This window comes from Mycobacterium sp. Marseille-P9652 (assembly GCF_902652685.1).
Classification (GTDB): domain Bacteria; phylum Actinomycetota; class Actinomycetes; order Mycobacteriales; family Mycobacteriaceae; genus Mycobacterium.
The window spans coordinates 103,951-129,490 of the sequence record NZ_CACRUY010000001.1 but is presented as its reverse complement, the minus strand read 5'-3'; the positions used below and the strand labels follow the sequence as shown (position 1 = coordinate 129,490).

Genomic DNA, 25,540 nt, shown 5'->3' with positions numbered 1-25,540 from the left:
TGTTATGACACGCAGGCAGCCCCCGGGTAGTCAGAGCATGACCAGCGTCATTACCGCGAGGATGCCTAAGAGGGTCCAATTAAAGACGGCGTGCGCGGCGGCGGCTTCGAACACGGCCCGGCGTTTCAATCGCGCGACGCGTTCCGCTGCTGCCTCGGGAAAGTCTTCGAGAGAGTTAGCCCATTCGTCGAACAGCCGGCTGTTCTCGGCGTGGACCCGCTCCCACTCTCGGTCGTGTGCCTCCCAGTCTTCACGGCTTCGGGCCGTCCCGGCCATGCGGGGGTAGGGTAGCCGCTCGAACCGAGGAGGTTGCATCGCTGCCTCAATCTCGGGTGAGAGTCGCCGGACAGCCCGCAGGTACACGGCCATGTAGTACAGGCCGCCGAAAGTCAGCGCCAGACCTGCCGCGATCGGAATACCCATCAGCAGGTGACGCATGCCGAAGAGGAACTGCCGGAGCAACCGCTGCGGGAGGTTCTCGTCCTCCGAACCCAACCGGTACTTAAACTCTTCGTCGGCTGCAAGCTGGGGAACGAGAATCCCGAATCCGACCGGTAACACAATCGCCATCAGGTGCCAGCCAATGCCAGCATTGTGGGTCCGGCCGAGCACGATGTTGCCCTGGCCTCCGAGTAGTCGCCACCAACCGATCGCCATTGACGGCAGAAAATAGATCAGCGCAGCGGATACCGCTACCACAACGAACAAGACAGCGGGTGCCAGGAGGAACATCCACCACCGGATCGCCCGCACCGTCTGTCGGTAGTCCTGTCGCAGTTCGGCATGTCGCCAGAGCGCCGCAGCGTTCATTGCCAGGACCCACGCCATCAACCCGACCACGATGACCGCCACCATCGTCAGCACTATCTGACCTCCTCTCGAACGGGTGTTCCCAGTATCCCTCTGGTGGGTGACAACTGGCGGGAGGTGAACCGATACGTAAGTAGGCCCCCTTAGTGCTATACAAGGCAGCTGGTCACGCCGGGCACCACGAGCGGCCCGACCAGGCCTGTGCCGTCGCGCACGCGTACCGGGAGGTGCGCGACGCCCTGCCCGTGCAGCTCGCGGACCAGGCGCGGATCGGCGACCAGGTAGTCCGCGAGCACCACTAGATCGACGGCGTCGGGCGACACCCCGGCGTGCGGCTGGCTGCTGTGGGCCACCCGGGCCCCCGAGCAGCGCAGCGCGTCGACGAGGAGTTCCGACAGGGGCCCGCGGCCGTGCACCCGGATCGACGCCGCCCGTCCCCGGGACTGGCCGCACTCGGTGACGACGCCCGCGCCGACCAGTTGCTCGACGAGGCGGCGCAGCCCGTCGGCGTCCCCCAGCCCGCTGCGCGCCGCGTGCCGTTGCAGATCGGCGATCGGCGTCGGCGACCGCATCGACCGCAGCAGGGCGGCCAGTTCGGCGGCGGCCAGGCCACCCGGCGGGCGCACCAGGACGGCGCGGCGCGGGTCCCAGCCCACCTGGACGGCGCCGTCGGGCCGCAGCAGCACCGGCATCGCCGGGTCCAACGCATACCGGGAGAGCACGGCCGATGACATGAACCGAGACTGTGCCACGCCCGCGGAACCGTCCGGATCAGTTATCCACAGGGCCCGCCTGCCGCTCCGTCAGGCGGTGACGACGATCGACTTCTGCCCGACTTTCCACGCGGTCATGAATCGCTTGATGCTGACCTTCGTGTTGGCGTGGTCGGCGTAGGGGTCGTTGAGGTGAACGGTCTCGTCGTTGGTGTCGATCCCGGTGACGACGAGCAAGTGGTCGGGCGAGGATCGCTGGTCGTTGCTGTCCAGGATCGTTCCGCCGTTCACCCACGCGATCACCTTGCGGTTGGCGCCCAGATACTGTTCCAGCGCCGGCAGCCCGGTCTTGTCGGGCTCGGTGTCGTAGAACATCTGGGATTTGATGCCGTAGTGCTGGAGGAGGACGACGGTGTCGGCCATGTCGATGCCACCCTTCTCCGTTTCGTGGCCGGGGTCGCCGGTGGGCAGGTAGATCGGACCGTCGCGGATGACCGAGGGTGTGTGCTGCGCCAGCGTGATGATCTGGGTCTCGGTCGGAGCATTGCCCGTGACCTCACCGACCACGTCGGCTACCGACGCGAGCCCGCAGGTGTCCTCCAGCGACTGCTGCACCCAGTACTTGGCCGCCGCCTCCGGATCGCCGTAAACCCCGTCGGCGGCCGTGTTCGCGCTCGCCGGGGTGCCGCTGGTGGCTGTCGTAACCGGCGAGGTCGCCGCATGCGTCGAGGGCGGTGCCGAGCTGCACGCCGAAACCACTGGGACGCCGGCGACGCACGCGCATGCCAGCGCGGCGCGCACCGCGGTGGCGATCCGGGAGGGGATCATTTTTCGCTCGCTAAGACCATCGGTTGGTCTGCAACGTAACACTCGGGCGGCAGCCCGGCAGCGTGAAGCGGAGAGCCTAGCTCTCCGCCGGGCCGGGGTCGCCCTCCTGCTCGAGCCTGGCGATCGCCTCGTCGATGCCGCTCGTGTCCCCGCCGATGACGCGGTCGATGAACCCGGCCGGCTCGTCGAGGTCGTCGGCGGACGGCAGCAGATCGGGGTGCTGCCAGACGGCGTCGCGCGCGTCCACGCCGGCGGCCTCCGTCAGGCGCTCCCACAGCGCGGCGGCCTCGCGCATCTTGCGGGGCCGCAGCTCGAGGCCGACGAGCGTCGCGAACGTTTGCTCGGCCGGCCCACCGCTGGCCCGGCGCCGCCGCAGCGTCTCGCTGAGCGCGGCCGCGCCCGGGATGCGGTCGCCCAGGGCGGCGGTCACCACCACCTGCACCCAGCCCTCGATCAGCGCGAGCAGCGTCTCCAGCCGCTCCAGCGCCTGCGTCTGCGCCGGCGTGGCCTTGGGCTCGAAAACACCTTGGCCCAACAGGTTTTCGATGGCCGCCGGGTCGGACAGGGTGGCGGGATTGAAGTCGCGGGCCAGCTCCTCGATGCCGGTCATGTCGATCTTCATGCCCCTGGCGTAGGCCTCGACCGCGCCGAGCAGCTGACTGGACAGCCAGGGCACGTGGCTGAACAGCCGGTGGTGCGCGGCCTCGCGAGCGGCGAGGAAGGTCAGGATCTCGCTGCGGGGCTCTTCGAGCCCGGCGGAGAACGACTCGAGGGCGTCGGGCAGGATCGCGGCAATTCCCTTGGGGCCCAACGGCAGACCGATATCGGTGGAGGTCAGCACCTCCCGGGACAGCCGGCCCAGCGCCTGGCCGAGCTGCGAGCCGAACGCCATGCCGCCCATCTGCGACATCATCGCCATCAGCGGGCCGGCCATGGCCTTGGCCTCCTCCGGCAGCGACGACGCCCACACCGACGAGATCTGCTCGGCCATCGGGTCGCACAGCCGCTTCCAGGTGTCCAGCGTGTTGTCGACCCAGTCGTTGGGCCGCCACGCCGCCGCGCGGGTGGTGCCCGCCGGCAGCGCGGTGGCACCGTCGAGCCAGGTCTCGGCGAGGTGGACCGCGTCGGAGATCGCTTTCTCGCTGGCGGAGGGGATGGGTGCGACAAAGCCGATCGAACTCGACGCGACCCGCCGCGCGAGGTCGTAGTTGACCGGTCCCGACGTCTGGCCGCCCGCGGTCATGGTGCCGGCGCTGCTGAACATCTGGCCGAGCTGGGTGAAGATCTGCCCGAGGTCGCCCATGCCGAAGTCACCGCCCATGCCGAACGCGCCCGCGTCGGACTCCGGGTCTTTCTTGCCGCGGTTTTCGGGGTCTTCTCCGCTGGAGAAGCCGAAAGGCAGGTCAGGCATACCGTCAACGGTACTCACCGCGCCAACCGGACGCGCGATCTCGGGTCACGCTCGTAGCTGAACGTGTCGCGGCGGCGCCCGGTTAGGGTAAGCGGCGTGAACAGGCGGATTGCGACCCTGATGGTCGCGCTGGTACCGATCGTGGTGTTCGGTGTGTTGCTCGCCGTGGTGACGGTGCCGTTTGTGTCGCTGGGTCCGGGCCCCACCTTCGACACGCTGGGTGAGGTGGACGGCAAGCAGGTGGTCGCGATCGAGGGCACCCAGACCCACCCGACGACGGGGCACCTGAACATGACGACGGTGTCCCAGCGCGACCAGCTCAGCCTGGGCGAGGCGCTGACGCTGTGGCTTTCGGGTCAGGAGCAGCTGATTCCGCGCGACCTGGTGTACCCGCCGGGCAAGTCCCGCGAGGAAGTGGACAAGGCCAACAACGCCGACTTCAAGGAGTCCGAGGACAGCGCTGAGTACGCCGCGCTGGGTTACCTGAAGTACCCGGTCGCGGTGACCGTCGCGAACGTCACCGACCCCGGGCCGTCGGCGGGCAAGCTGAAGGCCGGTGACGCGATCGACGCGGTGAACGGCAAGCCGGTGACGGGCGTCGAACAGTTCACCGGAATGCTCAAGAGCAGCAAGCCCGGCCAGGTCGTGACGATCGACTACCGCCGCAAGAACGAGCCCGCCGGCGTGGCGCAGATCACCCTCGGCACCAACAAGGACCGCGACTACGGGTTCATGGGCGTCGCGGTGCTGGACGCGCCCTGGGCGCCGTTCGTCGTCGACTTCAACCTCGCCAACGTGGGCGGCCCCTCGGCGGGGCTGATGTTCAGCCTCGCCGTCGTGGACAAGCTCACCACCGGCGACCTGGCCGGGTCGAACTTCATCGCGGGCACGGGCACCATCTCCGTCGACGGCAAGGTGGGCCAGATCGGCGGCATCACCCACAAGATGGCCGCGGCCCACGCCGCCGGCGCCACGGTGTTCCTGGTTCCGGCGAAGAACTGTTACGAGGCGAACTCCGACAACCCCTCCGGTTTGCGCCTGGTGAAGGTCGAGACGCTCAGCCAGGCGGTCGACGCGCTGCATGCGATCACGTCGGGGGGCCAGCCGCCGAGGTGCTAGTTCTAGCCCGCCGACGCCACCGTCCGTGATGCGTACAGTTGTGACCGTCCAGACAAATCGGTGGCCACCACAGCAACCGCGGACAGCAGGACGGCGCCAGCTGAGCAGATGCTGGCCGACGATCAGGGAGACGTAGCCCGTGGGAATGCGGCCCACCGCGAGGATGCCGAAGCTGACCCGGCGTAGCCGGATTCTGATCCTGATCGCACTGGGTGTGATCGCCTTGCTGCTCGCCGGCCCGCGCCTGATCGACGCCTACGTCGACTGGCTGTGGTTCGGTGAGCTCGGCTACCGGTCGGTGTTCACCACCGTGCTGGTCACCCGCATCCTGGTGTTCCTGATCGCCGGCGTGCTGGTGGGCGGCATCGTGTTCGCGGGGTTGGCCGTGGCATACCGCACCCGGCCGGTGTTCGTGCCGAGCAGCGACAACGACCCGGTGGCGCGCTATCGGGCGGTCGTGATGTCCCGGCTGCGGGTCGTCGGGGTCGGGGTTCCGGTGGCGATCGGCCTGCTCGCCGGCATCATCGCGCAGAGCTACTGGGTGCGCGTCCAGTTGTTTTTGCACGGCGGGGATTTCGGCATCAAGGATCCGCAGTTCGGTAAGGACCTGGGCTTCTACGCGTTCGAATTGCCGTTCTACCGGCTGCTGCTCAGCTACCTGTTCGTGGCGGTGTTCCTGGCCTTCGTGGCGAACCTGTTGTCGCACTACCTGTTTGGCGGAATCCGGCTATCGGGGCGCACCGGCGCGCTGAGCCGCTCGGCGCGCATCCAACTGGTCACGCTGGTCGGTTTACTGGTGTTGCTGAAGGCCGTCGCCTATTGGCTGGACCGCTATGAACTGCTGTCGCACACGCGCGGCGGCAAGCCGTTCACCGGCGCCGGGTACACCGACATCAACGCGGTGCTGCCCGCCAAGTTGATCCTGATGGCCATCGCGCTGATCTGCGTGGCCGCCGTCTTCTCCGCGGTCACGTTGCGGGACTTGAGGATTCCGGCGATCGGTCTGGTGCTGCTGCTGCTGTCGTCGATGATCGTGGGCGCCGGGTGGCCGCTGATCGTCGAACAGCTCATCGTCAAGCCCGACGCCCAGCGCAAGGAAAGCGAATACATCAGCCGCAGCATCGCGGCCACGCGGCAGGCCTACGGCCTGACCGACGACGTCGTGACCTACCGCAACTACAACGGCGACGCCCCGGCCAGCGCCCAGCAGGTGGCGGCCGACCGGGCGACCACCTCGAACATCCGCCTGCTCGACCCGACGATCGTCAGCCCGGCGTTCACGCAGTTCGAGCAGGGCAAGAACTTCTACTACTTTCCCGATCAGCTCTCGATCGACCGCTACCGCGACCGCAACGGCGCGCTGCGCGACTACGTCGTCGCCGCCCGCGAACTCAACCCGGACCGGCTGATCGAGAACCAGCGCGACTGGATCAACCGGCACACCGTCTACACCCACGGCAACGGGTTCATCGCGTCGCCGGCCAATACGGTGCGCGGCATCGCCAACGATCCGAATCAGAACGGCGGCTATCCGGAGTTTCTGGTCAACGTCGTCGGGGCGAACGGCACGGTGGTGTCCGACGGGCCCGCGGCGCTTGACCAGCCGCGCGTCTACTTCGGCCCGGTGATCTCCAACACCTCGGCCGACTACGCGATCGTCGGCAAGAACGGTGACGACCGCGAGTACGACTACGAGACCAACACCGAGACCAAGCGGTACACCTACGCCGGCGCCGGGGGAGTGCGGATCGGTAGTTGGCTGTCGCGCAGCGTGTTCGCCGCGAAGTTCGCCGAGCGAAACTTCTTGTTCTCCAGCGTGATCGGCAACAACAGCCGCATCCTGTTCAACCGCGACCCGGCACGGCGGGTAGAGGCGGTGGCGCCTTGGCTGACCACCGACAGCGCGGTGTATCCCGCGATCGTCAACAAGCGGCTGGTGTGGATCATCGACGGCTACACCACGCTGGACAACTACCCGTACTCCGAGCTCACCTCCCTGTCGTCGGCCACGGCCGACTCCAACGAGGTGGCGTTCAACAAGCTGCAGCCCGACAAGCAGGTCTCCTACATCCGCAACTCGGTCAAGGCCACGGTGGACGCCTACGACGGCACCGTGACGCTCTACCAGCAGGACGAGCAGGATCCGGTGCTCAAGGCCTGGATGCAGGTCTTCCCGGGAACGGTCAAGCCCAAGAGCGACATCACCCCCGAGCTCGCCGAGCACCTGCGCTACCCCGAGGACATGTTCAAGGTGCAGCGCATGCTGCTGGCCAAGTACCACGTCAACGACCCGGGGACGTTCTTCACGTCGTCCGACTTCTGGGACGTGCCGCTGGACCCGAACCCGACCGCCAGCAGCTACCAGCCGCCCTACTACATCGTCGCGAAAAATATTCTGAAGGGCGACAATTCGCCGTCGTATCAGCTGACCAGCGCGATGAACCGGTTCAAGCGCGACTTCCTGGCCGCCTACATCAGCGCTAGTTCCGACCCCGCGACGTACGGCAAGATCACGGTGCTGACGATCCCGGGCAACGTCAACGGCCCGAAGCTGGCCAACAACGCGATCACCACCGACCCGGCGGTGTCCCAGGACCTCGGTGTGATCGGGCGCGACAACCAGAACCGCATCCGCTGGGGCAACCTGCTCACGCTGCCGGTCGGGCAGGGCGGGCTGCTGTACGTCGAACCGGTGTATGCCTCGCCGGGGGCGAGCGATGCGGCCTCGTCGTACCCGCGCCTGATCCGGGTGGCGATGATGTACAACGACAAGATCGGTTACGGCCCAACGGTTTCCGACGCACTGAACGGCTTGTTCGGGCCGGGCGCCGGCGCGGCCGCGACGGGGATCCAACCCACCGACAACGGGGGCTCACCCCCGAACGCACCCCCGGGCCCGGCTACGCCGCCCGTGCTGCCTGGCGGGACGCCGACGCCGCCGCCGACCGCGATTCCGCCGGTCCCCGACGGGTCGGTGACGCTGTCGCCGGCGAAGGCCGCGGCCCTGCAGGAGATCCAGGCGGCGCTCGGCGCGGCGAAGGACGCCCAGAAGAAGGGCGACTTCGCCGGCTACGGCGCGGCGCTGCAGCGACTCGACGACGCGATCAACAAGTACAACGCGGCCAAGTAAGGCGCGGCACTCCACCCCTTCATTGGCGCGAGCGTGCGTGTTTGTACGCCGACACGCCGTAGATCGCGGCATTCTGCGCACGCTCGCGGACCGGTGTCAGCCTTTAGCATGGGCGGCCGGGCCTAGAAGCGGCTCTGCCTGGGTATTACCTAGAGGCTTCCAAGAAAGGGGCCCGACATGTTGCACTCGATGATCCTGGCCAGCTCTGATCCGCTTGCGGCCGGATTGATCCTCCGCGGGATCAAGGGCATCTTCGTCGCGATCGGCAGCGTGATCGCTGCGATCGTGTGCGGCATCATCGCCATGGCCAAGGGCCGCAACCCGCTGGGCTGGGGAATCCTGGGGTTGTTCTTCTCCATCCTGACGCTGATCGTCATCATCGTCATTCCCAGCAAGAAGTGACGCGTCGCGGCCGGCGCCTTCCGTCGGCCGCTCGTGCCTCTCACGTAGCCGCTGGTCAGGGCGCGATTTGGCGGCCGTGACGCGCGTTCGGTAACCTTGCATTCACCATCGCGGGGTGGAGCAGCTCGGTAGCTCGCTGGGCTCATAACCCAGAGGTCGCAGGTTCGAATCCTGTCCCCGCTACCAGGTGAAACGGCTCCCGGAGATGTCTCCGGGAGCCGTTTTCTTTCCGTATGGGAACACACTTGGGAACATTAGCTTCGGTAATGAAATCTGGAAAGAGACGGCCGTGCTGGCGGAACCAGACAGGGAGTAGCAGAGTCTCGTAATTTGGAAAGGGCTAGTGGCTGCGGGCAACGATCACCGGGGTGCCGGCCGCTTGTGCCACGGCAGTGCTGACCGATCCGAGTAGCATCCCGGCGAAGCCGCCACGGCCACGACTGCCGACGACAACAAGCTGTGCGAGTTTGGAGTGCTCAAGAAGACGAGTCGCTGGCCGGTCGTATTCCACGATCCGGGTTACCTCGACCTCGGGGTAGCGTTCCCGCCAACCGGCCAGCCGCTCGGCCAGGGTTTCCTCCGCCGCCGACCGCTGGGCGGACTCTTCCAGGCTCGGGATATGGGCTATGTCGCTATCGCGCCAGGCGTGCAGCGCCACCAGTCGCGCGCCCCGCAACGATGCTTCTTCGAACGCGATAGCGGTGGCTAGGTCCGAGGCCGGTGATCCATCGATTCCCAGCAGCACTGACTCGTGTGAGGGCAGGAAAGCTCCACTGTGGATTACGGCGACGGGGCAGTAAGCGTGATGGATCAGCGCGGTGCTGACCGATCCCAGTAACAGGCTTTGCACCGCTCCCAGCCCGCGAGCGCCGACCACGACCATGTCTGCGTCGTTAGACATATCGACCAACGTGGGCACTGGCGCGGAATGGAGCAGTTGCCTGTTGATTTCAGCCTGCCCGCCGTCCTTATTGGTGTCTTCCGCGATTTTGACCGCGTTGTCGAGGATGGCATGGGAAGGGGGTTCCTCGTCTTCGCGCAACTCGGAAGGGGTCGACGCGGCGGCCCGAGACGGGGTCGATGTTGCGATCACAAGCGTGAGCGGAACTTTACGCAGTACCGCCTCGTGGGCTGCCCACCGCACTGCTGCATCGGAAGCGGCGGACCCGTCGACACCGACTACAACACCGAGATGTTGGTTTCCGCCCGCCATGTTGGCTTTCCTTTTCAGATCACAGGCAGGGCCAGATGTCGTGCATTCATCTGGCCCTATGCGCCCGTATATTGCGAAGCCAGCCTGCTCGAACCGGTCTGGCTATACACAACTACCCGAACGTCGTGCGGTTCAGGGGTGTGGCTGTGGGTGGGTGGGGCCGGGGCCGCAGTTTGCCCCGGGGATACACCCATTCGGTGAGTCAGGCTGGGTTCCGGTTGCGAAGTCCGGTCCCGGGGCCACGGCGGTCGCGGGGGCCGGCCCCGGCGACGTGGTGGGAGTCGCGCTGCTCACCGAGTGACCACCGGTAAGTCCGAACCCGGCCGCGGCAATCATGGCTGCACCGCCGAACACTCCCAGCGCCATCCGCATTTGAGATTTCATCGGACTCTCCGTTCTGATAGTGATGTCCCGATACTGACAGCGTCGCTACTTATACCCCCTGGGGGTAGGGACTTAAGTCACTTTCTCGATGTCATTTGTCTCTACCCTAGGGGGTATACGCGTTAGCGAAGGTTTCGTTCAGTACAGGCAGCGAGGATAGGGTCGCAACCCCGCCCTCCCGGCGGAGCGGGCTGGAGAAGCCATCGCGGGGCGGCTTGAGGTCGCATGAATCCGGATCCGCTACGACGAGGAGACCGTGGCATTAGAAGTCTCTACCCTAGGGGACCTGTTGCGCCGAAGTTGGCCAGGGGCTCTTTACCGTTGAGTCGCTTGCACATCAGCGAGACCGTCCCGGATTCGCCCCGCGTTGATACCGATGCGCGGCCCGATTTGACCACCGAGTCCGCCGCGTGCGCTACAGCAACGCCCCAAACATCAGGGCTGTACCGGCCGCGCTGCACACCTGATGTAGCGGCTCCAGGCGTGCGAGCTGCGCGGCATGCGGCACCGCGATGGTTCGGCGCTTAGCGAGGTGACGGCATGCCCAATACAGCGTGGCGACCGCGAATCCGAGGGCCGCGATCCAGTTCACTGCGGCGATCCACCCAGTCGCAGGTTCAGCCGAGAACGTCTCGTGTGCCGGCATTTCCGCTCCGGACATATCCATGGCAGCCGCAGCTGGCTCTGCCTGATCTGATGTGCGAGCGATCTGGCCCGCCAGTCCGCCGCTCATCACCGCGAACATCCAGGCCATGGCGGCCATCATCACCGCGTAGTAGCCATTGGTTAGTCGGTCACCAGCAGTAGTCGATGTTCGACTAGCCGCATGTCCAAACCAGAGGCCCGACAACAGAAAGAAGATCATCGGCGCGGCTGTTGGCAAGCTCATTCCCACGCCCCAAGCCATCAAGATCATCGCCACCGACATCACGAGGTGCAACAGGTGATTCGCAGTGCTTGTCCAGCGGGCACGTTGGGCGACAAGGATATACACGTATGTTGTCGTGCTCGCGGCGAAGAGGATGGTGACAACCCACCGCATTGCGACATCACCCATCAGGCCCGAAGACATGGTGCCAATGCTAAGTGCTGCACGGCTGCCAGCAGGTGACATGGTTGTATCGGTTCAGCACACAAGGGTGCTGTAAGCCCGCGACGGGTTGCGCGGCTTGAGTTCTTCACAACTCTGCCTCTCGGTACGTCGACTAGTTCCTCGCCGAACCCGACGCCGAGGCTGTCGCCCGGTGGGCGGCTTTGTTGACGTTCTGGCGTTACTGCTGTTGGGTGCCGTCGAGAGGATCGAGTAGGCCGGTAAATGCCCTCGGACGCTGGATATCTCGGCTGTGGAAGGGGCGCAGTCATCTGCAAATGGCGCTTGGTGGTGCATGGCTCGTGAAATGAGCCAAGGCCTCGACCGGGGGGTGTCGAGGCCTTGGCTCAAAGGTGATCAGTCGTTGCACGTGCAATCGGGGTGACCGCAGGTGCAGCCGCCCGCTTGCGAGCAGGCGGAGTCGCCGCAGGTACAACCGGTGGATTTGCAGTGGCAGGTGTTAATTTCGTCCATACGGGAACAGTACCCGGGTAGGGTATATAGGGTCAAGTCGCAACTGTGCCTATCTGGTAGCGATGGTCTGAACAACACCTCAGGTACGAGGGCGCCGACCTGTCGCTACCGATGGGTGTCTGCATTCTTCTGCCGGCGGCGACGCGGTGTCCGATTTCGCTGCGTGTCATCACGGCGGCGGCCGCATCGATCTCGATCACAACGCGAGCGCTCAAGGCCGCCAAAGCATTCGGCGGTTACGCTGAGCCAAGCAGACGGCGTGGTGCGCCATCATCCAACGTGGATGGTCGTTTCTGCGGTGTGCAGGGTGCCGGCGGTTTGGAACTCGATGAACAGCCGCCAGTCGCCGGCGGCGGGGAAGGCGGACTCGATGCTCAGGGTGGGGCCGCCATGATCACTGTTGATCGGGTTGCTGGGGTGAAGGTGCGCGAATGCAAGGTTTTCTGAACGGATGGCGGTGACATGAGCGAAGGTGTCGAGGTATGGCTGCAGGTCTGTGACCGGCTGACCATTGACGCTGAAATCTAACGTGAGTGCGTTATGTTGGCTGGCAACGGCCTGACCTGACACGGTAACCGTGTAGCCATCGACGCTTGCAGTGTTGCTAAGTGGCGGCATCGGCGCCTTGGTTGCTTCCCCTGGCACGGTCAGCGGCGTCGAAAGCACCAAGGGCACAACGACGTCGCTCGCTTGAAGGGCAGTGAATTGGGTGTAGGCCCGCCAGTCACCCGGCGTCATCGCGGGCAGGATTACGCTCCATGTGCCGTCGGCTGCCATGCTGGGGTGCAGGTGGGCGAAACCAGTCAGATCCGAGCGGATGAGATAGAAGTGCATGAGCTTGGTCTGTTCGGGCAGAAACCGCGTGACTGGTACGCCGTCAGGGGCGGTGATTCGGAACGTGAACGTATTGGCCGCGGCTGGCGTGATCGTCGTGCCGCCGGGCACGAGCGTGAACCCGATTTCCGACGCCGATAGCCCGTCGCGGGCGGGTCCTGGCTCGGTCATCCCCGGCATGCCTGAAGTCCCGGACGCGGTCGACGGAGCCGAGGTACCCGACTTGCTGCCTGCCGTGTGATTCGAAGTGCCGCTATTACAGCCGCCAATCGCAATGACTGCTGCGATAGCCGAGACCGCCCCCACGAATGCGATGCGGCGACCAGCGAGGCTGGCAATGGCCATGAGGTCAGCGTACCGCTCTACCCCTGCGGGGTATCCTAAGCGTACTCGACCCCTCGCCAAGCGCGCACCTCACGCCTTAAGAGACACACCCTCGTCTTTCTCTTGACTTACGCTGTTCAACGCGTCTGCCAGTGCACGTGCGCAGAACTTTTGATGAAACGATGGTTCGGACTTGGTTCGCCCGCCGGTGCGGTCGCGGTCAAGAGCGAACAAGTCGTGCGATAGCCGCGGAGGCCTCGGCCAGCTTCACGTTCGCCTCGTCTCCGCCCTGAGCAAGTGCTTGGGTCACGCAGTTGTCAAGGTGGTCGTCGAGCAGGTTTAACGCCACGGACCGCAAAGCACTGCTGGCCGCGCTGATCTGGGTGAGAATGTCGATGCAGTATTTGTCGTCGTCGATCATCTTTGCGATGCCCCGGACCTGGCCCTCGATTCGGCGCAGTCGCTTGGCGTAGGTGTCCTTATGCGGTGAATAACCGCGTGTCGTTTCCATTTGACCTTCCAGCATTTGTCGTCATCGGGTCGTCTCGGGCATAGCCGCGTACTGACGATTGGATTGGCCACCAATGACATCTTTGCTCCACTGTACCCCATGGGGGTACATCAAAGTGATGTCTTGGCCATGACCGTGGAAATGAAATCACCCGCAAGGTATGAACAATCGAGGGTCAAGCTATCGGGATCCGGCAGCGTGGCAGCCCATGCCCTTAACGCTGGCGGCGGCCGAAGTTAACAGTGCCGGTGGCGGCCTCCATGTGCCGCCGGAGGTTCCAGATGCTGTGGCCGACCCCATAGGTCCGCATCACGGGGTCCAGTGTGATCCTGAGAAAGCAGACTCGCGTTTCGCCTCTGCGCCGGGATTTCTCATAAGCGCTGAGAATCTGTCGGCCCATCCAGAAGCCGCGGAAGGCGTTGATCCCGTCCGCGTCGGTCCTGTCGAGGATTTCGGCACGACCACGTAACTGGATCGTCGCCGGGGGGACGAATCGCAATACTCGCCGGGGCAGGGGCACGACCAGCGAGACCTGCGGGTTGTGCGCGATATTTCGCGCCTTTTTCAGATGCCGCCTCGTCATGACGTACAACTCGAGCGCGTCTCCGCGGGCGAAGGTGCCGTAGTTCACCCCCGCTGAGTCCGGCCATCCGTGCTCGTCGACGGTTGAGAGGACAGCGAAATTGTGAGCTGATAGCTCGCGCAGCACCCGATTGAGCGTCACACCCCGGCTCGCGGCAGTGCGGGCGATCGTCTCGGTGCGGGCACGTGGTGCTCTCAATCGTTGACCTCCCAGATGAATTGGCACTCGCTCTTCCCGTCGGCGATGCGCCGGCCCGGTCCGCCGCGGTGGAATGTCACGCGGTCGGGGAGGTAGGCGTTGAAGGCGGCGTTGTCGATCTGGCAGATGACCGGCGTGATCTCGGGTATCCCGAGCGAACTCGCGAGCTCGTGATAAAGGCAGCGGGCGATCTTGATCTCGAAGCGCCGATCCGTGCGGTCAACGACCTCGAGAGTGTTCCAGCGTGTCGGTCCTGTCTTGTTGACCTCAAGCTCCAGATCGCACAGATTCGCGAAACTGCGCGCCCTCTCGACGGTCTGGTAGGCCAGGTTCCACTGCACAACACCTCCGGTCAGGATCGCGACCCGCATTATCTCGAAGGCCTTCGCCTGGCCGAGTCGCTGCTTGAGGTCGAGATAGACCCACAGCGGAAGGGCCGCCAGCTCGATGAGCTCGTCCGGAAAGCGCGGATCAATCCTCCGTTTGAACCGACCGATTCTGAGGCGACAGCTGAGCAGAAACAGCCTCGGGAAGCGCACCTCGTTCTGCAGCAGATACAACAGCAGCGGGGTCGTGACCTTTCGCATGTTCATCATGGGTTGGCATCCAACGTCCGTCGTTGTCAGGTCGTGACGCTCTGGCGTTGCGCGCCACCAATTTCCACCTGAGGCTCGATCGCGGGTGGTTCGGTGGCGGGCAGCCGTTCAACCTGGTAGCGCCGCAGGCGGTTGGCATTGCCGACCACTGACAACGACGAAAGCGCCATCGCGCCGGCGGCGATCATCGGTGAGAGTCGGAGTCCCAGAAGCGGATACAGGATGCCCGCGGCGAGCGGGATGCCGATGGCGTTGTAGATCAGGGCGAAGAACAGGTTCTGCCGGATGTTGCGCATGGTGGCACGCGAGAGCCGGATCGCGGTGACCACCCCGGCCAGTGATCCCGAAATCAGGGTGATGTCGGCGGCTTCGATGGCCACGTCCGTGCCGGTGCCGATGGCCAGGCCGACGTCGGCTTGGGCCAGGGCGGGGGCGTCGTTGATGCCGTCGCCGACCATGCCGACCCGTCGCCCCTCGGCTTGCAGGCGGCGGATCTCGTCGGCCTTGTGCTCGGGCAGGACTTCCGCCAGCACCCGCTCGACTCCGACCTGACGGGCGATCGCAGCTGCGGTGCGGGCGTTGTCTCCGGTGATCATCACGACCTGGAGGCCCAGCTTGCGCAGCGCGGCGATCGCCGCGACGGAGTCGTCCTTGACGGTGTCGGCCACCCCGATCACCCCGGCGGGGTGACCGTCGACGGCAGCGAGGATCGGGGTTTTGCCCGCGGCCGCCAGATCGGCACTGATGCGCTCGAGTTCGACTGTGTCGACAGCATTTTCGGCCAACAATGTCGCAGTGCCGACGAGCACGCTGCGGCCCGCGACGGTGGCTCGGACCCCCTTGCCGGTAAATGAATCAAAACCTGACACGGAGGGAACGCTGATGCCGCGATCCCGGGCGCCGGCTACCACAGCGCTGGCGATGGGGTGTTCGCTGTCGGCTTCGGCGGCCGCAACCAGCATGAGCAGTTCGCTCTCCGCGACGGTCCCGGTGACGTGGATGTCGGTGAGGGCTGGTTTGCCGGCGGTGATGGTGCCGGTCTTGTCCAGCACGATGGTGTCAAGTTTGTGCGCGGTCTCCAACGCCTCGGCCGAGCGGATCAGAATGCCTGCCCCTGCCCCCTTGCCGGTGCCGACCATGATCGACAGCGGGGTGGCCAGGCCCAGCGCACAGGGACAGGCGATGATGAGCACCGCCACCGCCGATACCAACGCCTGCGTCAACGCGGGTGTCGGGCCGGCGACAAACCAGATCGCGAACGTGGCGATGGCGATGGCGATTACGACCGGCACGAAGTAAGCCGAGATCGCATCAGCCAGCCGCTGGATGGGGGCTCGTGACGCCTGTGCCTGCTGCACCATTCGGATGATTTGGGCCAGCATGGTGTCGGCACCGACTTTGGCTGCGCGCACCCGCAACGAGCCGGTGGTGTTGACGGTGGCGCCGATGACGATGTCGCCGGTGTGTTTGGTGACTGGCATCGATTCGCCGGTCACCATCGACTCATCGACAGCGGACTGTCCGGACAGCACCGTGGCGTCGACCGGGATTTTCTCCCCGGGCCGGATCGCGATCTCGTCGCCGACGATGACCTCGTCGACGGGTATTTCGATTTCGGCGCCGCCACGCAGCACGCGCGCGGTGCGGGCCTGTAGGCCCAGCAGGGCCCGAATGGCTTCGCCGGTGCCTGCTTTGGCGCGGGCTTCCAGCAGCCGGCCCAGCATGATCAAGGTCAGGATCACCCCGACTGCCTCGAAATACACATCGCGGACCTCGGGGGGAAACAGCGCCGGTGCGACGGTGACCAGCAGGCTGTAGCCGTAGGCCGCCAGGGTGCCCAGGGTGATGAGACTGTTCATGTCGGCGCTGCGGTGCGCCAACGCCAGCCAACCGGTCCGATGGATCGGCCACCCGACGTAAAACATCACCGGGGTGATCAAAGCCAGCTGCACCCAGTGGTTGAGCAAAACCGTCGGCACCCAACGGGCGCCCACCGGTTGAGCCATCACCGCGTACAACACCGGCGCGGTAAGCACCGCGCCGATGACGACCCGGCGGGTCAGGTCGGCGATCTCGGCGCGCCGATCTTCGGCCTGCGCGGCCTCGATTTCCGCGGCGAGAGGCTCGCCGACGCCGTCGGGCAGCGTGTAAGCAGAAGCGGCGTTGGGCTTTTCGGCCTCGGGGGGTCCAGCGGCCGTCCCGTTGGGGGTGACGATCAGTGTGCCGTGAATCATGTTCATGCCGCAGGCAAACCCGAACGACCCTGCCTGTTCAGGGGTGAACCTCACGGTGGTGTGTTGATGCGCGGGCAGTGCCGCCGAGAGATGGAGGTCGGGAAAGACCACTCGCGAGGTGCAATCCCCGGTCTCCTGCCGGTCGAAGTCGATTTCCACCGGAATGCCCTGGCGCACTTGAACAACGTTGGGGCTATACCCGCCGCGGATCGTCACCTGTATCCGCTGCACCCCCTCGGTGACCGCGGCGGCACGCGCGTGGCGCGGGGCAAAGAAGTACCACGCCAACCCGGAGATGGCCAGGGCCCCGCCCACCAAGACTGCAATGTCAACGCTAGACATCATGGACTCCTCGACAGCAGGTACGGATTAGACGTTGCGCTGTGGACGGCGCGCGGAGCTGGCCTGACATGCGAGGGCATTCATGCGGGTCTGGTAGGTCTCGGCATCGATCTCCCCAGACAGCCTCTGGCGGATAATGATCGCCTCGGCGATAAGGGCCTGACACCGCCACAGGCTTGGACCCATATCCGACGGCAATTGATCGGACAGCCGGTCCGGGAGCTCGTCCGCCGTTTCGTTGCCGCGTGCTCGGTAGGCGTGCATGATCCGCGCAGTCGTACTTGCGACCAAGGCGAGCAGCAATAGCACGCCGATCAGCAGCGCAGCCCCGTAGCCACTCGTGGTGTGTCCGGACGCCGCCATGACGGTGCCTACCTGTTCCGCTAGCGCAGCGCGGATCGCTGCACGCCAGGTCCAGCATCGTTCCACTATACCCCCTAGGGGTAGGGACTTGAGTCACTTGTTTTCGGGGAAATAGGTCTCTAGCCCACCGACAACGGCTACCGCAGCATAAAGGGGTCAAAGGTCCCGGACGCTTGTGCCGACCGGCGCCGAACGACCGGTTTGTGGCAAGTCAAACTAACGGCGAGGGAATAGCTTTCGGACCGTCCGATGGGAGGCGATCACAGTGATGTACTGGAACGACCACAATATGGGGTGGTGGGGATGGGCGGGAATGGGCATCGGCATGCTGTTGTTCTGGGGGCTGATTATCGCGGGCATCGTTGCACTCGTCGCCTACGTCAGCGGAGATCGCCGCGAGCCTAAAATCCCCCTGGGCACAACTGCGACAGCCTCGCCCGAACAGGTACTGGCCGCCCGGTTCGCGCGCGGCGAGATCAACGAGACCGAATATCGCGACCGACTAGCTGTGCTGCGCGAACACGCACATCGGTGACAAAGCTCGCTACTCCAGAGTTCAAGAATCTCAGCACAGGCGATTATGGCCGTTGACCCGGCCCCATCATCCCGCCGGGTCCCATCATTCCGCCCTGGCCCATCATGCCTTGCATCATTGCGGGCATTCCATCGCGTACGAACCCCGTGACCTCACGGGCATGGGCGCGGATGGTATCGGTGAGGGCGGGATCGTCGGAGGTTTCCTCAGTGATGACGCCCGTGGGCGTGAGTGTCAGTCGCCGGCGGTAACTGCCGGCGTTACGGAATAGCGTCGGCAGGCTCTGGCTCATACACATGACCTCGGAGCCCTGGTCAAGGTGGGAGTACATGCTGGAGACGTGCGCGTGCAGCCTCGCTACGAGGTCGGGAGCGTTTGACTGGGTGGTGGTCCGCACACCGCCAGGGATCTCCTCGACCGCGCGTGTGATTTCGTTGTGGCGGTTGAACATGTCCATGTAAAGGCTCATGTCGGCCGGACTTGCACCCATCATGCCGCCGTCGGTCAGGCGGATGCCCAGGACAGGTGCACCAAGGATTCCGCGAAGCGCGTACCCGATACCCATTACCGCGCTAGCACCGAGAGCAGCGAGCGCTGCCCGTCGGGTGAATCTAGGCAATACGAGACCTCCCGCCCACTTCGATCATTTGAACGGCCTTGGCCATCAGACTTGCTGCGGAGCTACATCAATCGGCGCGAGAATTGGTCGTTGTCCGTTTCGTTGCGGCTAATAGGCGCCGTGACCGCGCCTTCGGGCCGGCGAGAACCGGTGGCCGTCGGGGTCGGCGGATCGTTGCGCTGCCTGATGGCAAAACCGACCGCCAGGGCCATGGCGCTGAAGACAAGGCCCCCCAAAATCACCATGGACGGAAGATGGACGACCATGCCGCACCAGCCCCAGCCATTCCCGCAATACCACGTCGTCATTGCAGGGCCTCCCAAGCGGTAACTGATTCCATGAACTATACCCCGGTAGGGTATTGTGGTCAAGCGTTGGCAGCTGGTCGGGTCCGGCTTCTCGAGCCAGTCTGAGCACGCTGACAACATAAGCAATGTGCACTTCTTAGGGCCAATAGTCCCTACCCCGGTTGGGTATGTTGATGTCATCCTTCGAACCATGACAGAAACACCTGAATCCACGATTGAACCGACCGCCGCGACTGGGAAAACTCGGTACGACGGCGGATACGGTGCGCGTAGCCGCCTAAGTCAAGTCGCGGCGGGGGTCCTGATCGTCGCCGGTACGGTCTTCGTCGTGGCCGTGATCTTCTTCTCGGGGTTGGTCTTGGGCTGGTCTTCAAGCGGCCATCAGCGAGGGTATTACGGCGGCCACAGTGGTGACTGCCCGATGATGGGCCAGGGCGGAATGATGGGACAAGGCGGCATGATGGGACAAGGCGGCATGATGGGGCCAGGCGGAATGGGTCCGGGCGGCCCGATGGGGCCTCCGGGTCAGCAAACGCCTTCGACGACGGGACCAACGGCGCCCCACCACTGATCAAGACCGAGCTGTCCACGGCCGGAAGATTTGGGAACAAATTTGGGAACAAAACGCCGCGAAACCGCCCCGAATCAGTGGGACATGGCCGAAGCAACGGGACGCCTGACACCCGCTGAGCTGCGCAAACGAGACCACGCGGACACCCGAAAATTCCCAGCCCGTAGCTCATAACCCAGAGGTCGCAGGTTCGAATCCTGTCCCCGCTACTAAACGAGAATGGCCCTCGGAGAGTCCTCCGGGGGCCATTTTCTTCCCGATTGTGCTGTGCATGAGGTGCATGGGCCCCATGACCATCCGACTCGCGCGGAGTCGCCGCCTCGAAGTGGCGCCTTCCGCGGGCTACTCGAACGACCGACGTGCCGTCCGCGGCCTCTTACCAGACCGGCGAAGGGGCTTAGACCGGTAACGCTCGCTTGGCGAGTCGCCGCTCGGCGTACTCGCGGCCCTTGTCCGCATCACCGAAGACCATCCCGGCAATGTCGGCCAGCCGCGCGATGCGCCCGCCGCCGCCCCACGTACCGTCGGGAATCTCGTTGGCGAATACCCAGATCCGCAACGGATCGCCGTCGTACCGGTCGCCTTCGGCGGCCAGGATCGCCTCGGTCACAGCGGCCACCATGCTGGCACGGCGCTCGTCGTCGAACTGACCCTCGGGAACCGAAGCGATCACCCGATAGTGCGGCATCTCGGGTTCCTGACCGGCGTGCAGCACCCCCGCGGGCCGATGTAGCCACACCTTGGCCAACGCCCGCGCGGCCGGATTGGTCGGGTCGGCCCCCTCGTGCTCGAGCAGCACATCGGTCAGCGTGTTCAACAGCGCCTTCTCCGCGTCTGCGGTGAGAGCTCCCTCGGGGATATAGGCGTCGAGCATCGGCATGGTGAGGACCTCCTGCAAGTGGGTGTGATAGCTCTGAATTTAATTTTGCAACCCAGGCGTACCATGGCTGAGTTGCGATGTCAAACCCTGGTACCCTTGGCGACATGCTCGCCGATCGGGACCGCTACAGCGCCGAGAACTGTTCGGTGAAGCGCGCTCTCGACGTGGTCGGCGAAAAGTGGACCCTGCTGGTGCTGCGCGAAGCGTTCTACGGCGCGCGACGGTTCGAGCAGTTCCACGCGCGCATCGGATGCGCGCGCAACCTGTTGAGCGAGCGACTCGCCACGTTGGTGGCCGCGGGCCTCATGGAACGAGTGGCCTACCGGGAGCCCGGGCAACGTGAGCGCCACGAGTATCGCCTCACCGAGAAGGGGCTCGACCTGTTGACTGTGGTGGTCGCTCTCATGCAGTGGGGCGATCGCTGGGAGGCCGACCGAGACGGTCCCCCTGTGGAAGTGCGCCACCGCGATTGCGGCAAGCGGGTCGAGGCAGTCCTTCGCTGCACCTACGACCACACCCCGGTCACTGCGCGCGACACCGAGCCTGTCCCGGGCCCCGGTGCAAAACTGCTCGCCCCTTGATCAAGCCCGTTTCCGCCCGGAACGAGGAACCGCCCCAGCCTCCACCGACTTTCGGTCCCAGGACTGCACAATGGCTCCGTGGCAATCCCATGTCGGGCCGATCACCGGCCCAGCGCGCCGCCGCCAGGCCGCTGACGTGCACGGCTTCGGCTTTCACACGCTGGCGCTGCTGACCGCGGTCGGACTCGCCGGCCCGCTGCTGGCCTCGGTGCCGCGGCTGCGGGTGCCGGTGGTGATAGGCGAGCTCGTCGCCGGGATGGTCCTCGGCAAGACCGGTATCGACGTCCTCGACGTCACCAATCCGACGTTGCAGCTGCTCGCGAACATCGGCTTCGCCCTGGTGATGTTCGTCGTGGGCACCCATGTTCCGCTCCGCGGAAGGGAGTTGCGCTCGGAGCTGCCGCGCGCGTTGACGCGGGCAGCCCTGGCCGGCGTCGTCGCGGTCGCCTTCGGGCTGGGCATCGCCGCGGCGTTCGGAACGGGACACGCCGCCCTTTATGCCGTCCTGATGACCTCGTCCTCGGCGGCCCTCGCCCTGCCCATCATCGATTCGCTTGGCCTGCGCGGCCAAGCGGTCCTCTCCGTGACGGCGCAGATCGCGATCGCCGACACCGCCGGAATCGTCCTGCTGCCCTTGGTGATCGACGTCCGGCACGCGCCAACGGCGGCGCTGGGCGCCCTTGCGGTCGCCGCGTGCGCGGGGGTGTTCTTCGTCCTGCTGCGCTTCGTCGACCACCGGGGCTGGCGCCGGCGCGTGCACAAATACTCCGAGGAGCGCCGTTTCGCCCTGGAATTGCGGTCCAACCTGGTCGTGCTGTTCGCACTGGCGGCGCTGGCCGTGACCACCCATGTCTCGATCATGCTGGCGGGTTTCGCGGTCGGCCTGGTGATTTCGAAGGTGGGGGAACCGCGACGGCTGGCACGCCAGCTGTTCGGCATGACGGAAGGCTTCTTCAGCCCGCTGTTCTTCGTGTGGCTGGGCGCCTCGCTACACGTGCGCGAGCTCGGGTCGCACCCCGCCTTCATCCTGCTGGGGGCGGCCCTCGGGCTGGGCGCCGTGGTGGCGCACTGCATCGGACGGCTAGTCGGCCAGCCGCTGACCCTGGCCGTGCTCTCGGCCGCCCAGCTCGGCGTACCGGTCGCGGCCGCCACCATCGGCACCGAGCAGCACCTCCTCGCTCGGGGCGAGCCGGCGGCCCTCATGCTGGGCGCTCTGCTGACCATCGCAACCGCCTCGATCGCCGGCTCCGTCGCGGGCCGCAAGCGGGCGGCCGAGGAAGGTGAATCCACGCACGCCGCAAGGTAATTCTGCTATCGGCCGTGAGCGGCCATCGACCACAGCCACAGCGCGGAATCCGGATCGAAGTCGTCACCGTGTGGCGCCGCGGGTTGAACGTCGGTCGCGTGAGACGCCTTCGCGCTCGACGCGGCTCGCCCCGGAGATCCCGCGGGACGCCACTTCGCCGGCCACCAGTTCGCGTTCCCGACCAGGACCGCCAAGGCGGGCACGGTGATGGTGCGCACCAGGAAGGTGTCCAGCAGCAGGCCCACGCCGATGATGAAGCCGGCCTGGATCATGGTGCTGACACTGCCGAACAGCATGCCGAACATCGACGCGGCGAAGATGAGTCCCGCGGACGTGATGACCCCGCCCGTCGTGCGCACCGTCCGGATCACGCCGGACCGGATCCCATGCGGTGACTCGTCGCGGATCCGCGAGATCATCAGCATGTTGTAGTCGGCGCCGACGGCGACGAGCACGATGAACGCCATCCCGGGCACGCTCCAGCCGAGTGGCTGCTTGCCGATGACCTGGAAGACGAGGACGCCGATGCCCAGCGCCGACAGGTACGAGAGGATCACGGAGCCGACGAGATACAGCGGTGCGACCACCGCCCGCAGCAGCAGCGTCAGGATCAGCAGCACCACGGCGATGGTCATGCCGATGATGAACCGGATGTCGTGGTTGTAGTAGTCGCGCATCTCGGTGTACATCGGGGTCATCCCGGACATCGATATCGACGCGTCGGCCAGCGAGGTGTTGGGCTGCGCGCCGCGCGCGGTGTCGAGGATCGCCTTGTCCTGGTCGAACGCCTCGGTGCTGAAGGGGTCGAGCTTGGACTGCACCATGTAGCGCGCCGCGTGCCCGTCCGGCGAGACGAAAACCTTTGCCACGTCCGCGAATCGGGCGTCGTTCATGGCCTCGGGCGGGAGGTAGAACCCGGACATGCCCGGCTGCGACGCGTTGAGCTTCATCGACAGCAGGAACGCCGCGGCGTCGGAGAGCCCCCGGCCCATCTGTTTGGTCTGATCGGTCAGCGCCCGCACCCCGTCGGCCACCCTCTTGCTGCCGTCGGCCAGCGCGTTGGCGCCCCGCTGCATGTCAGCCAGCTTCTGTTGCAGCCCAGCGGGATTCGCCAGGCCGAGGGATTGGATGGTCTGCACCGCGCGGTCGAGCGTGGCCCGCATGGCCTGCAGCGAGGCGCCCATGTTCTGCACCTCGGGGGTCGACTGCAGCTGCTTGGCCAGGTTCGCGATCCCGTCGAAGGCCCCGGAGTGCCCGGCGTTGACGAGCAGCTGAAGTTGCTGACGGGCGTTGGTGCACGCCGGATCCTTCGAGCAGACGGGGCTCGCCTGCAGGCCCGCCAGAATCGAGTCCGCCGAATGCATCACGCTGTCGACGTTGGCGACGTTGGCCCCGATCGAGCCGCCGGCGGCGCGCATGTTGGCGGCCAGCTGCTGGAACTCCTGCAGCGTCCCGCTCCCGGCCAGCCGGTTCTCCATTGCGGTGACGTCGCCGGCCAGGCCGTTGATCGCGCTGATCGCGTGGTTCACCTGGCCCGCGACTTGCCCCAGGCTGTCGGCCAATTCGCGCGAGCCGTTGGTCAGCGCGTCCAGATCGCCGTTGGACCCGGCGATCTGGCCCGACGCGTCGGAGAGCTTCTTGCCCACCTCGCCGGCCTGATAGCTGAGCTTTGCCTCCTCGAGCGTCTGCCCCGTCGGGCGCGTGACGCCCCGGACCGTGGCGATGTCGGGCAGCTGACTGACCCGCTGCGCCATCTGCTCGAGGTCGGCGAGCGAGCGCGGGTTGCGCAGGTCGTGCGGGGACTGGACGTAAATGTATTGCGGCACGGTGGAACTGACGGGGAAGTGGCGGTCCATCGCCTGATATCCGACGTTGCTCTCCGCGCCGGACGGCAGGGCCTGACGCGCGTCGTAGGTGTAGCGCACCAGGGTCGCGCAGCTGGCGAGCGCGCCGAGGATCACCAGGCTCGTGGCGAGGTGTGCCCACGGCCGACGCACGATGTGGACCGCGGAGCGCCGCCAGAAGCGGGTGGTGACATCGCGTCTCGGGGTGATCCACCCGCGCCGGCCGACGAGCACCATGATCGCGGGCAACAGGGTGACCGCGGCGAGAAACGCCACCGCGACCGACACCGCCAGGGCCGGTCCCACGGTGTTGAAGACCTTCAGCCGGGTGAAGACCATGCCGAGGAACGTGACCGCGACCGTCGCCGCCGAGGCGGCGATCACCTTGCCGATCGACGGCAACGCCCTCGCGACGGCCTCGTCGGAATCGCAACCGCGCCGCAGGTATTCGTGGTAGCGACTGATCAGGAACACCGCGTAATCGGTGCCCGCGCCGATCATCATCGCGGTCATGAACACCACGGTCTGGTCCGAGAGGCCGAGGCCGATCTTGGCCAGCCCGGCCACCACCTGCTGCGCGGTCACGAGTGACACGCCGATCGTCAGGAGCGGCAGCAGCATGGTCGCGAACTTGCGGTACACCACCAGCAGGATGAGCAGCACCAGGACGATGGTCGCGGCCTCGATCACCTTCAGGTCGCGCTCGGCGATCCGCGACATGTCCGCGGTGGTGGCGGTCAGGCCCGTCGTGTTCGCGGTGAGCGCGGAACCCTTGACGGTCTCCTTCACCGCGTCGGCGACGTGCGCGTAGGCGTCGTTTGCCTGGGGCGAGCCCAGCTGCCCCGCGATGCTGACCGGGAGGAACCACGCCTTGTGGTCCTTGCTCTCCGTGACGTCCCGCAGCGCCGGCGTCGTGACGAAGTTCTGCACCGCGACGACATCGCCGTGGTCGGCCTGCAGCCGGTCGACCAGCCTTCGGTAGACGTCTTCGTCGGCCGCGGACAGCCCGTGCTCGTCGGTCAGCACGACGACGGCCACGTTCTGCGATCCCGGCTCGTGGAATGCCTTGGCCATGTCCCTGGCCGTCGCCATGACGGGCGCGTCACTGGGCAGGATTTCGGCCGAGTGTTCCCTGACGACCTGCATCAGCGGCGGCACCGTCAGGTTCAGCGTCGCGGCCAGCGCAATCCAGAACCCGATGACGGCCCATGGCCGGCGCACGACGAGCCGCGCCAGGCGCGGGAAGAATCCTCCGGCCGGCGGCTCGAGTGCCGGGTCGCGGCGTAACACCCCTGGGAGATACCCAACGTCCCCCGTCCCACACGAATGCTCAGCGA

At 65.8% G+C, this 25,540-nt stretch carries 21 protein-coding genes, 1 tRNA gene and 1 pseudogene; 7 read left to right on the top strand and 16 right to left on the bottom strand.

Going from position 1 to position 25,540, the window contains the following annotated elements; all coding sequences use genetic code 11:
* Positions 1–30: 30 nt before the first annotated feature.
* The 4 genes and pseudogenes from GPY60_RS00445 to GPY60_RS00430 form a co-directional block, all read right to left on the bottom strand.
* Positions 31–864, bottom strand: coding sequence for a hypothetical protein (locus GPY60_RS00445; RefSeq protein WP_156685599.1), 834 nt, complete (start codon positions 862–864; stop codon positions 31–33).
* A 101-nt stretch (positions 865–965) separates the two neighbouring features.
* Positions 966–1,544, bottom strand: a pseudogene (locus GPY60_RS00440) (cyclodehydratase); the annotation flags it as partial.
* A gap of 69 nt (positions 1,545–1,613) precedes the next feature.
* A complete protein-coding gene (locus tag GPY60_RS00435) occupies positions 1,614–2,351 on the bottom strand; it encodes a C39 family peptidase (protein WP_156685598.1) in 738 nt (245 codons plus the stop codon).
* A 76-nt stretch (positions 2,352–2,427) separates the two neighbouring features.
* Complete coding sequence (locus GPY60_RS00430; protein WP_197283477.1) at positions 2,428–3,780, bottom strand: zinc-dependent metalloprotease; 1,353 nt, start codon at positions 3,778–3,780, stop codon at positions 2,428–2,430.
* Positions 3,781–3,858: 78 nt separating this feature from the next.
* Here GPY60_RS00430 and GPY60_RS00425 point away from each other — a divergent pair, with 78 nt between their 5' ends.
* The 4 genes from GPY60_RS00425 to GPY60_RS00410 all read left to right on the top strand — a co-directional run bounded on the left by GPY60_RS00425 (position 3,859) and on the right by GPY60_RS00410 (position 8,599).
* Positions 3,859–4,881, top strand: a complete 1,023-nt coding sequence (locus GPY60_RS00425) for a YlbL family protein (RefSeq protein ID WP_156685596.1) — start codon at positions 3,859–3,861, stop codon at positions 4,879–4,881.
* A gap of 139 nt (positions 4,882–5,020) precedes the next feature.
* A complete protein-coding gene (locus GPY60_RS00420) occupies positions 5,021–8,011 on the top strand; it encodes a UPF0182 family protein (protein ID WP_156685595.1) in 2,991 nt (996 codons plus the stop codon).
* Between the two features lie 177 nt (positions 8,012–8,188).
* Complete coding sequence (locus tag GPY60_RS00415) at positions 8,189–8,413, top strand: deoxyribodipyrimidine photolyase (RefSeq protein WP_156685594.1); 225 nt, start codon at positions 8,189–8,191, stop codon at positions 8,411–8,413.
* 109 nt (positions 8,414–8,522) lie between these two features.
* A tRNA-Met gene (locus GPY60_RS00410) sits at positions 8,523–8,599 on the top strand.
* A gap of 154 nt (positions 8,600–8,753) precedes the next feature.
* On the opposite strand, the gene GPY60_RS00405 is transcribed toward GPY60_RS00410, so the two are convergent.
* The 8 genes from GPY60_RS00405 to GPY60_RS00370 all read right to left on the bottom strand — a co-directional run bounded on the left by GPY60_RS00405 (position 8,754) and on the right by GPY60_RS00370 (position 17,559).
* Positions 8,754–9,626, bottom strand: coding sequence for a universal stress protein (locus tag GPY60_RS00405; RefSeq protein ID WP_156685593.1), 873 nt, complete (start codon positions 9,624–9,626; stop codon positions 8,754–8,756).
* A gap of 799 nt (positions 9,627–10,425) precedes the next feature.
* Positions 10,426–11,082 (bottom strand): DUF5134 domain-containing protein, encoded by a 657-nt coding sequence (locus GPY60_RS00400; RefSeq protein ID WP_231639191.1) that lies wholly within the window; start codon positions 11,080–11,082, stop codon positions 10,426–10,428.
* 762 nt (positions 11,083–11,844) lie between these two features.
* Positions 11,845–12,753, bottom strand: coding sequence for a hypothetical protein (locus GPY60_RS00395; RefSeq protein ID WP_197283476.1), 909 nt, complete (start codon positions 12,751–12,753; stop codon positions 11,845–11,847).
* Between the two features lie 199 nt (positions 12,754–12,952).
* On the bottom strand, positions 12,953–13,243 hold the full coding sequence (locus tag GPY60_RS00390; protein WP_156685752.1) for a metal-sensitive transcriptional regulator: 291 nt from the start codon (positions 13,241–13,243) through the stop codon (positions 12,953–12,955).
* Between the two features lie 214 nt (positions 13,244–13,457).
* Positions 13,458–13,952: a pyridoxamine 5'-phosphate oxidase family protein gene (locus GPY60_RS00385; RefSeq protein WP_231639189.1), complete on the bottom strand. Its 495-nt coding sequence runs from the start codon at positions 13,950–13,952 to the stop codon at positions 13,458–13,460.
* Between the two features lie 68 nt (positions 13,953–14,020).
* Positions 14,021–14,611 carry an L-2-amino-thiazoline-4-carboxylic acid hydrolase gene (locus tag GPY60_RS00380; protein WP_197283475.1) on the bottom strand — a complete coding sequence of 197 codons (591 nt, stop codon included), beginning with the start codon at positions 14,609–14,611 and terminating at the stop codon, positions 14,021–14,023.
* 35 nt (positions 14,612–14,646) lie between these two features.
* Entirely contained in the window at positions 14,647–17,169 is a 2,523-nt protein-coding gene (locus tag GPY60_RS00375) for a heavy metal translocating P-type ATPase (protein WP_231639187.1), read from the bottom strand.
* A 54-nt stretch (positions 17,170–17,223) separates the two neighbouring features.
* Complete coding sequence (locus tag GPY60_RS00370) at positions 17,224–17,559, bottom strand: hypothetical protein (RefSeq protein ID WP_156685589.1); 336 nt, start codon at positions 17,557–17,559, stop codon at positions 17,224–17,226.
* A gap of 265 nt (positions 17,560–17,824) precedes the next feature.
* Here GPY60_RS00370 and GPY60_RS00365 point away from each other — a divergent pair, with 265 nt between their 5' ends.
* Positions 17,825–18,094 carry an SHOCT domain-containing protein gene (locus GPY60_RS00365; protein WP_156685588.1) on the top strand — a complete coding sequence of 90 codons (270 nt, stop codon included), beginning with the start codon at positions 17,825–17,827 and terminating at the stop codon, positions 18,092–18,094.
* 43 nt (positions 18,095–18,137) lie between these two features.
* Here the strand turns inward: GPY60_RS00365 and GPY60_RS00360 are convergent, their stop codons facing one another.
* The 3 genes from GPY60_RS00360 to GPY60_RS00350 all read right to left on the bottom strand — a co-directional run bounded on the left by GPY60_RS00360 (position 18,138) and on the right by GPY60_RS00350 (position 20,490).
* The gene (locus GPY60_RS00360; protein ID WP_156685587.1) at positions 18,138–18,713 is read right to left on the bottom strand and encodes a hypothetical protein; all 576 of its coding nucleotides are present in this window, start codon (positions 18,711–18,713) and stop codon (positions 18,138–18,140) included.
* 62 nt (positions 18,714–18,775) lie between these two features.
* On the bottom strand, positions 18,776–19,021 hold the full coding sequence (locus tag GPY60_RS00355; RefSeq protein ID WP_156685586.1) for a hypothetical protein: 246 nt from the start codon (positions 19,019–19,021) through the stop codon (positions 18,776–18,778).
* A 968-nt stretch (positions 19,022–19,989) separates the two neighbouring features.
* On the bottom strand, positions 19,990–20,490 hold the full coding sequence (locus GPY60_RS00350) for a tautomerase family protein (RefSeq protein ID WP_156685585.1): 501 nt from the start codon (positions 20,488–20,490) through the stop codon (positions 19,990–19,992).
* Between the two features lie 86 nt (positions 20,491–20,576).
* Between GPY60_RS00350 and GPY60_RS00345 the strand changes: the two genes are divergently transcribed.
* Together GPY60_RS00345 and GPY60_RS00340 are read left to right on the top strand one after the other, a co-directional pair.
* On the top strand, positions 20,577–21,053 hold the full coding sequence (locus GPY60_RS00345; RefSeq protein WP_156685584.1) for a winged helix-turn-helix transcriptional regulator: 477 nt from the start codon (positions 20,577–20,579) through the stop codon (positions 21,051–21,053).
* A 136-nt stretch (positions 21,054–21,189) separates the two neighbouring features.
* Entirely contained in the window at positions 21,190–22,359 is a 1,170-nt protein-coding gene (locus GPY60_RS00340; RefSeq protein ID WP_231639210.1) for a cation:proton antiporter, read from the top strand.
* Between the two features lie 5 nt (positions 22,360–22,364).
* Here the strand turns inward: GPY60_RS00340 and GPY60_RS00335 are convergent, their stop codons facing one another.
* Positions 22,365–25,439 carry an MMPL/RND family transporter gene (locus GPY60_RS00335; protein ID WP_370462633.1) on the bottom strand — a complete coding sequence of 1,025 codons (3,075 nt, stop codon included), beginning with the start codon at positions 25,437–25,439 and terminating at the stop codon, positions 22,365–22,367.
* Positions 25,440–25,540 lie beyond the last annotated feature (101 nt).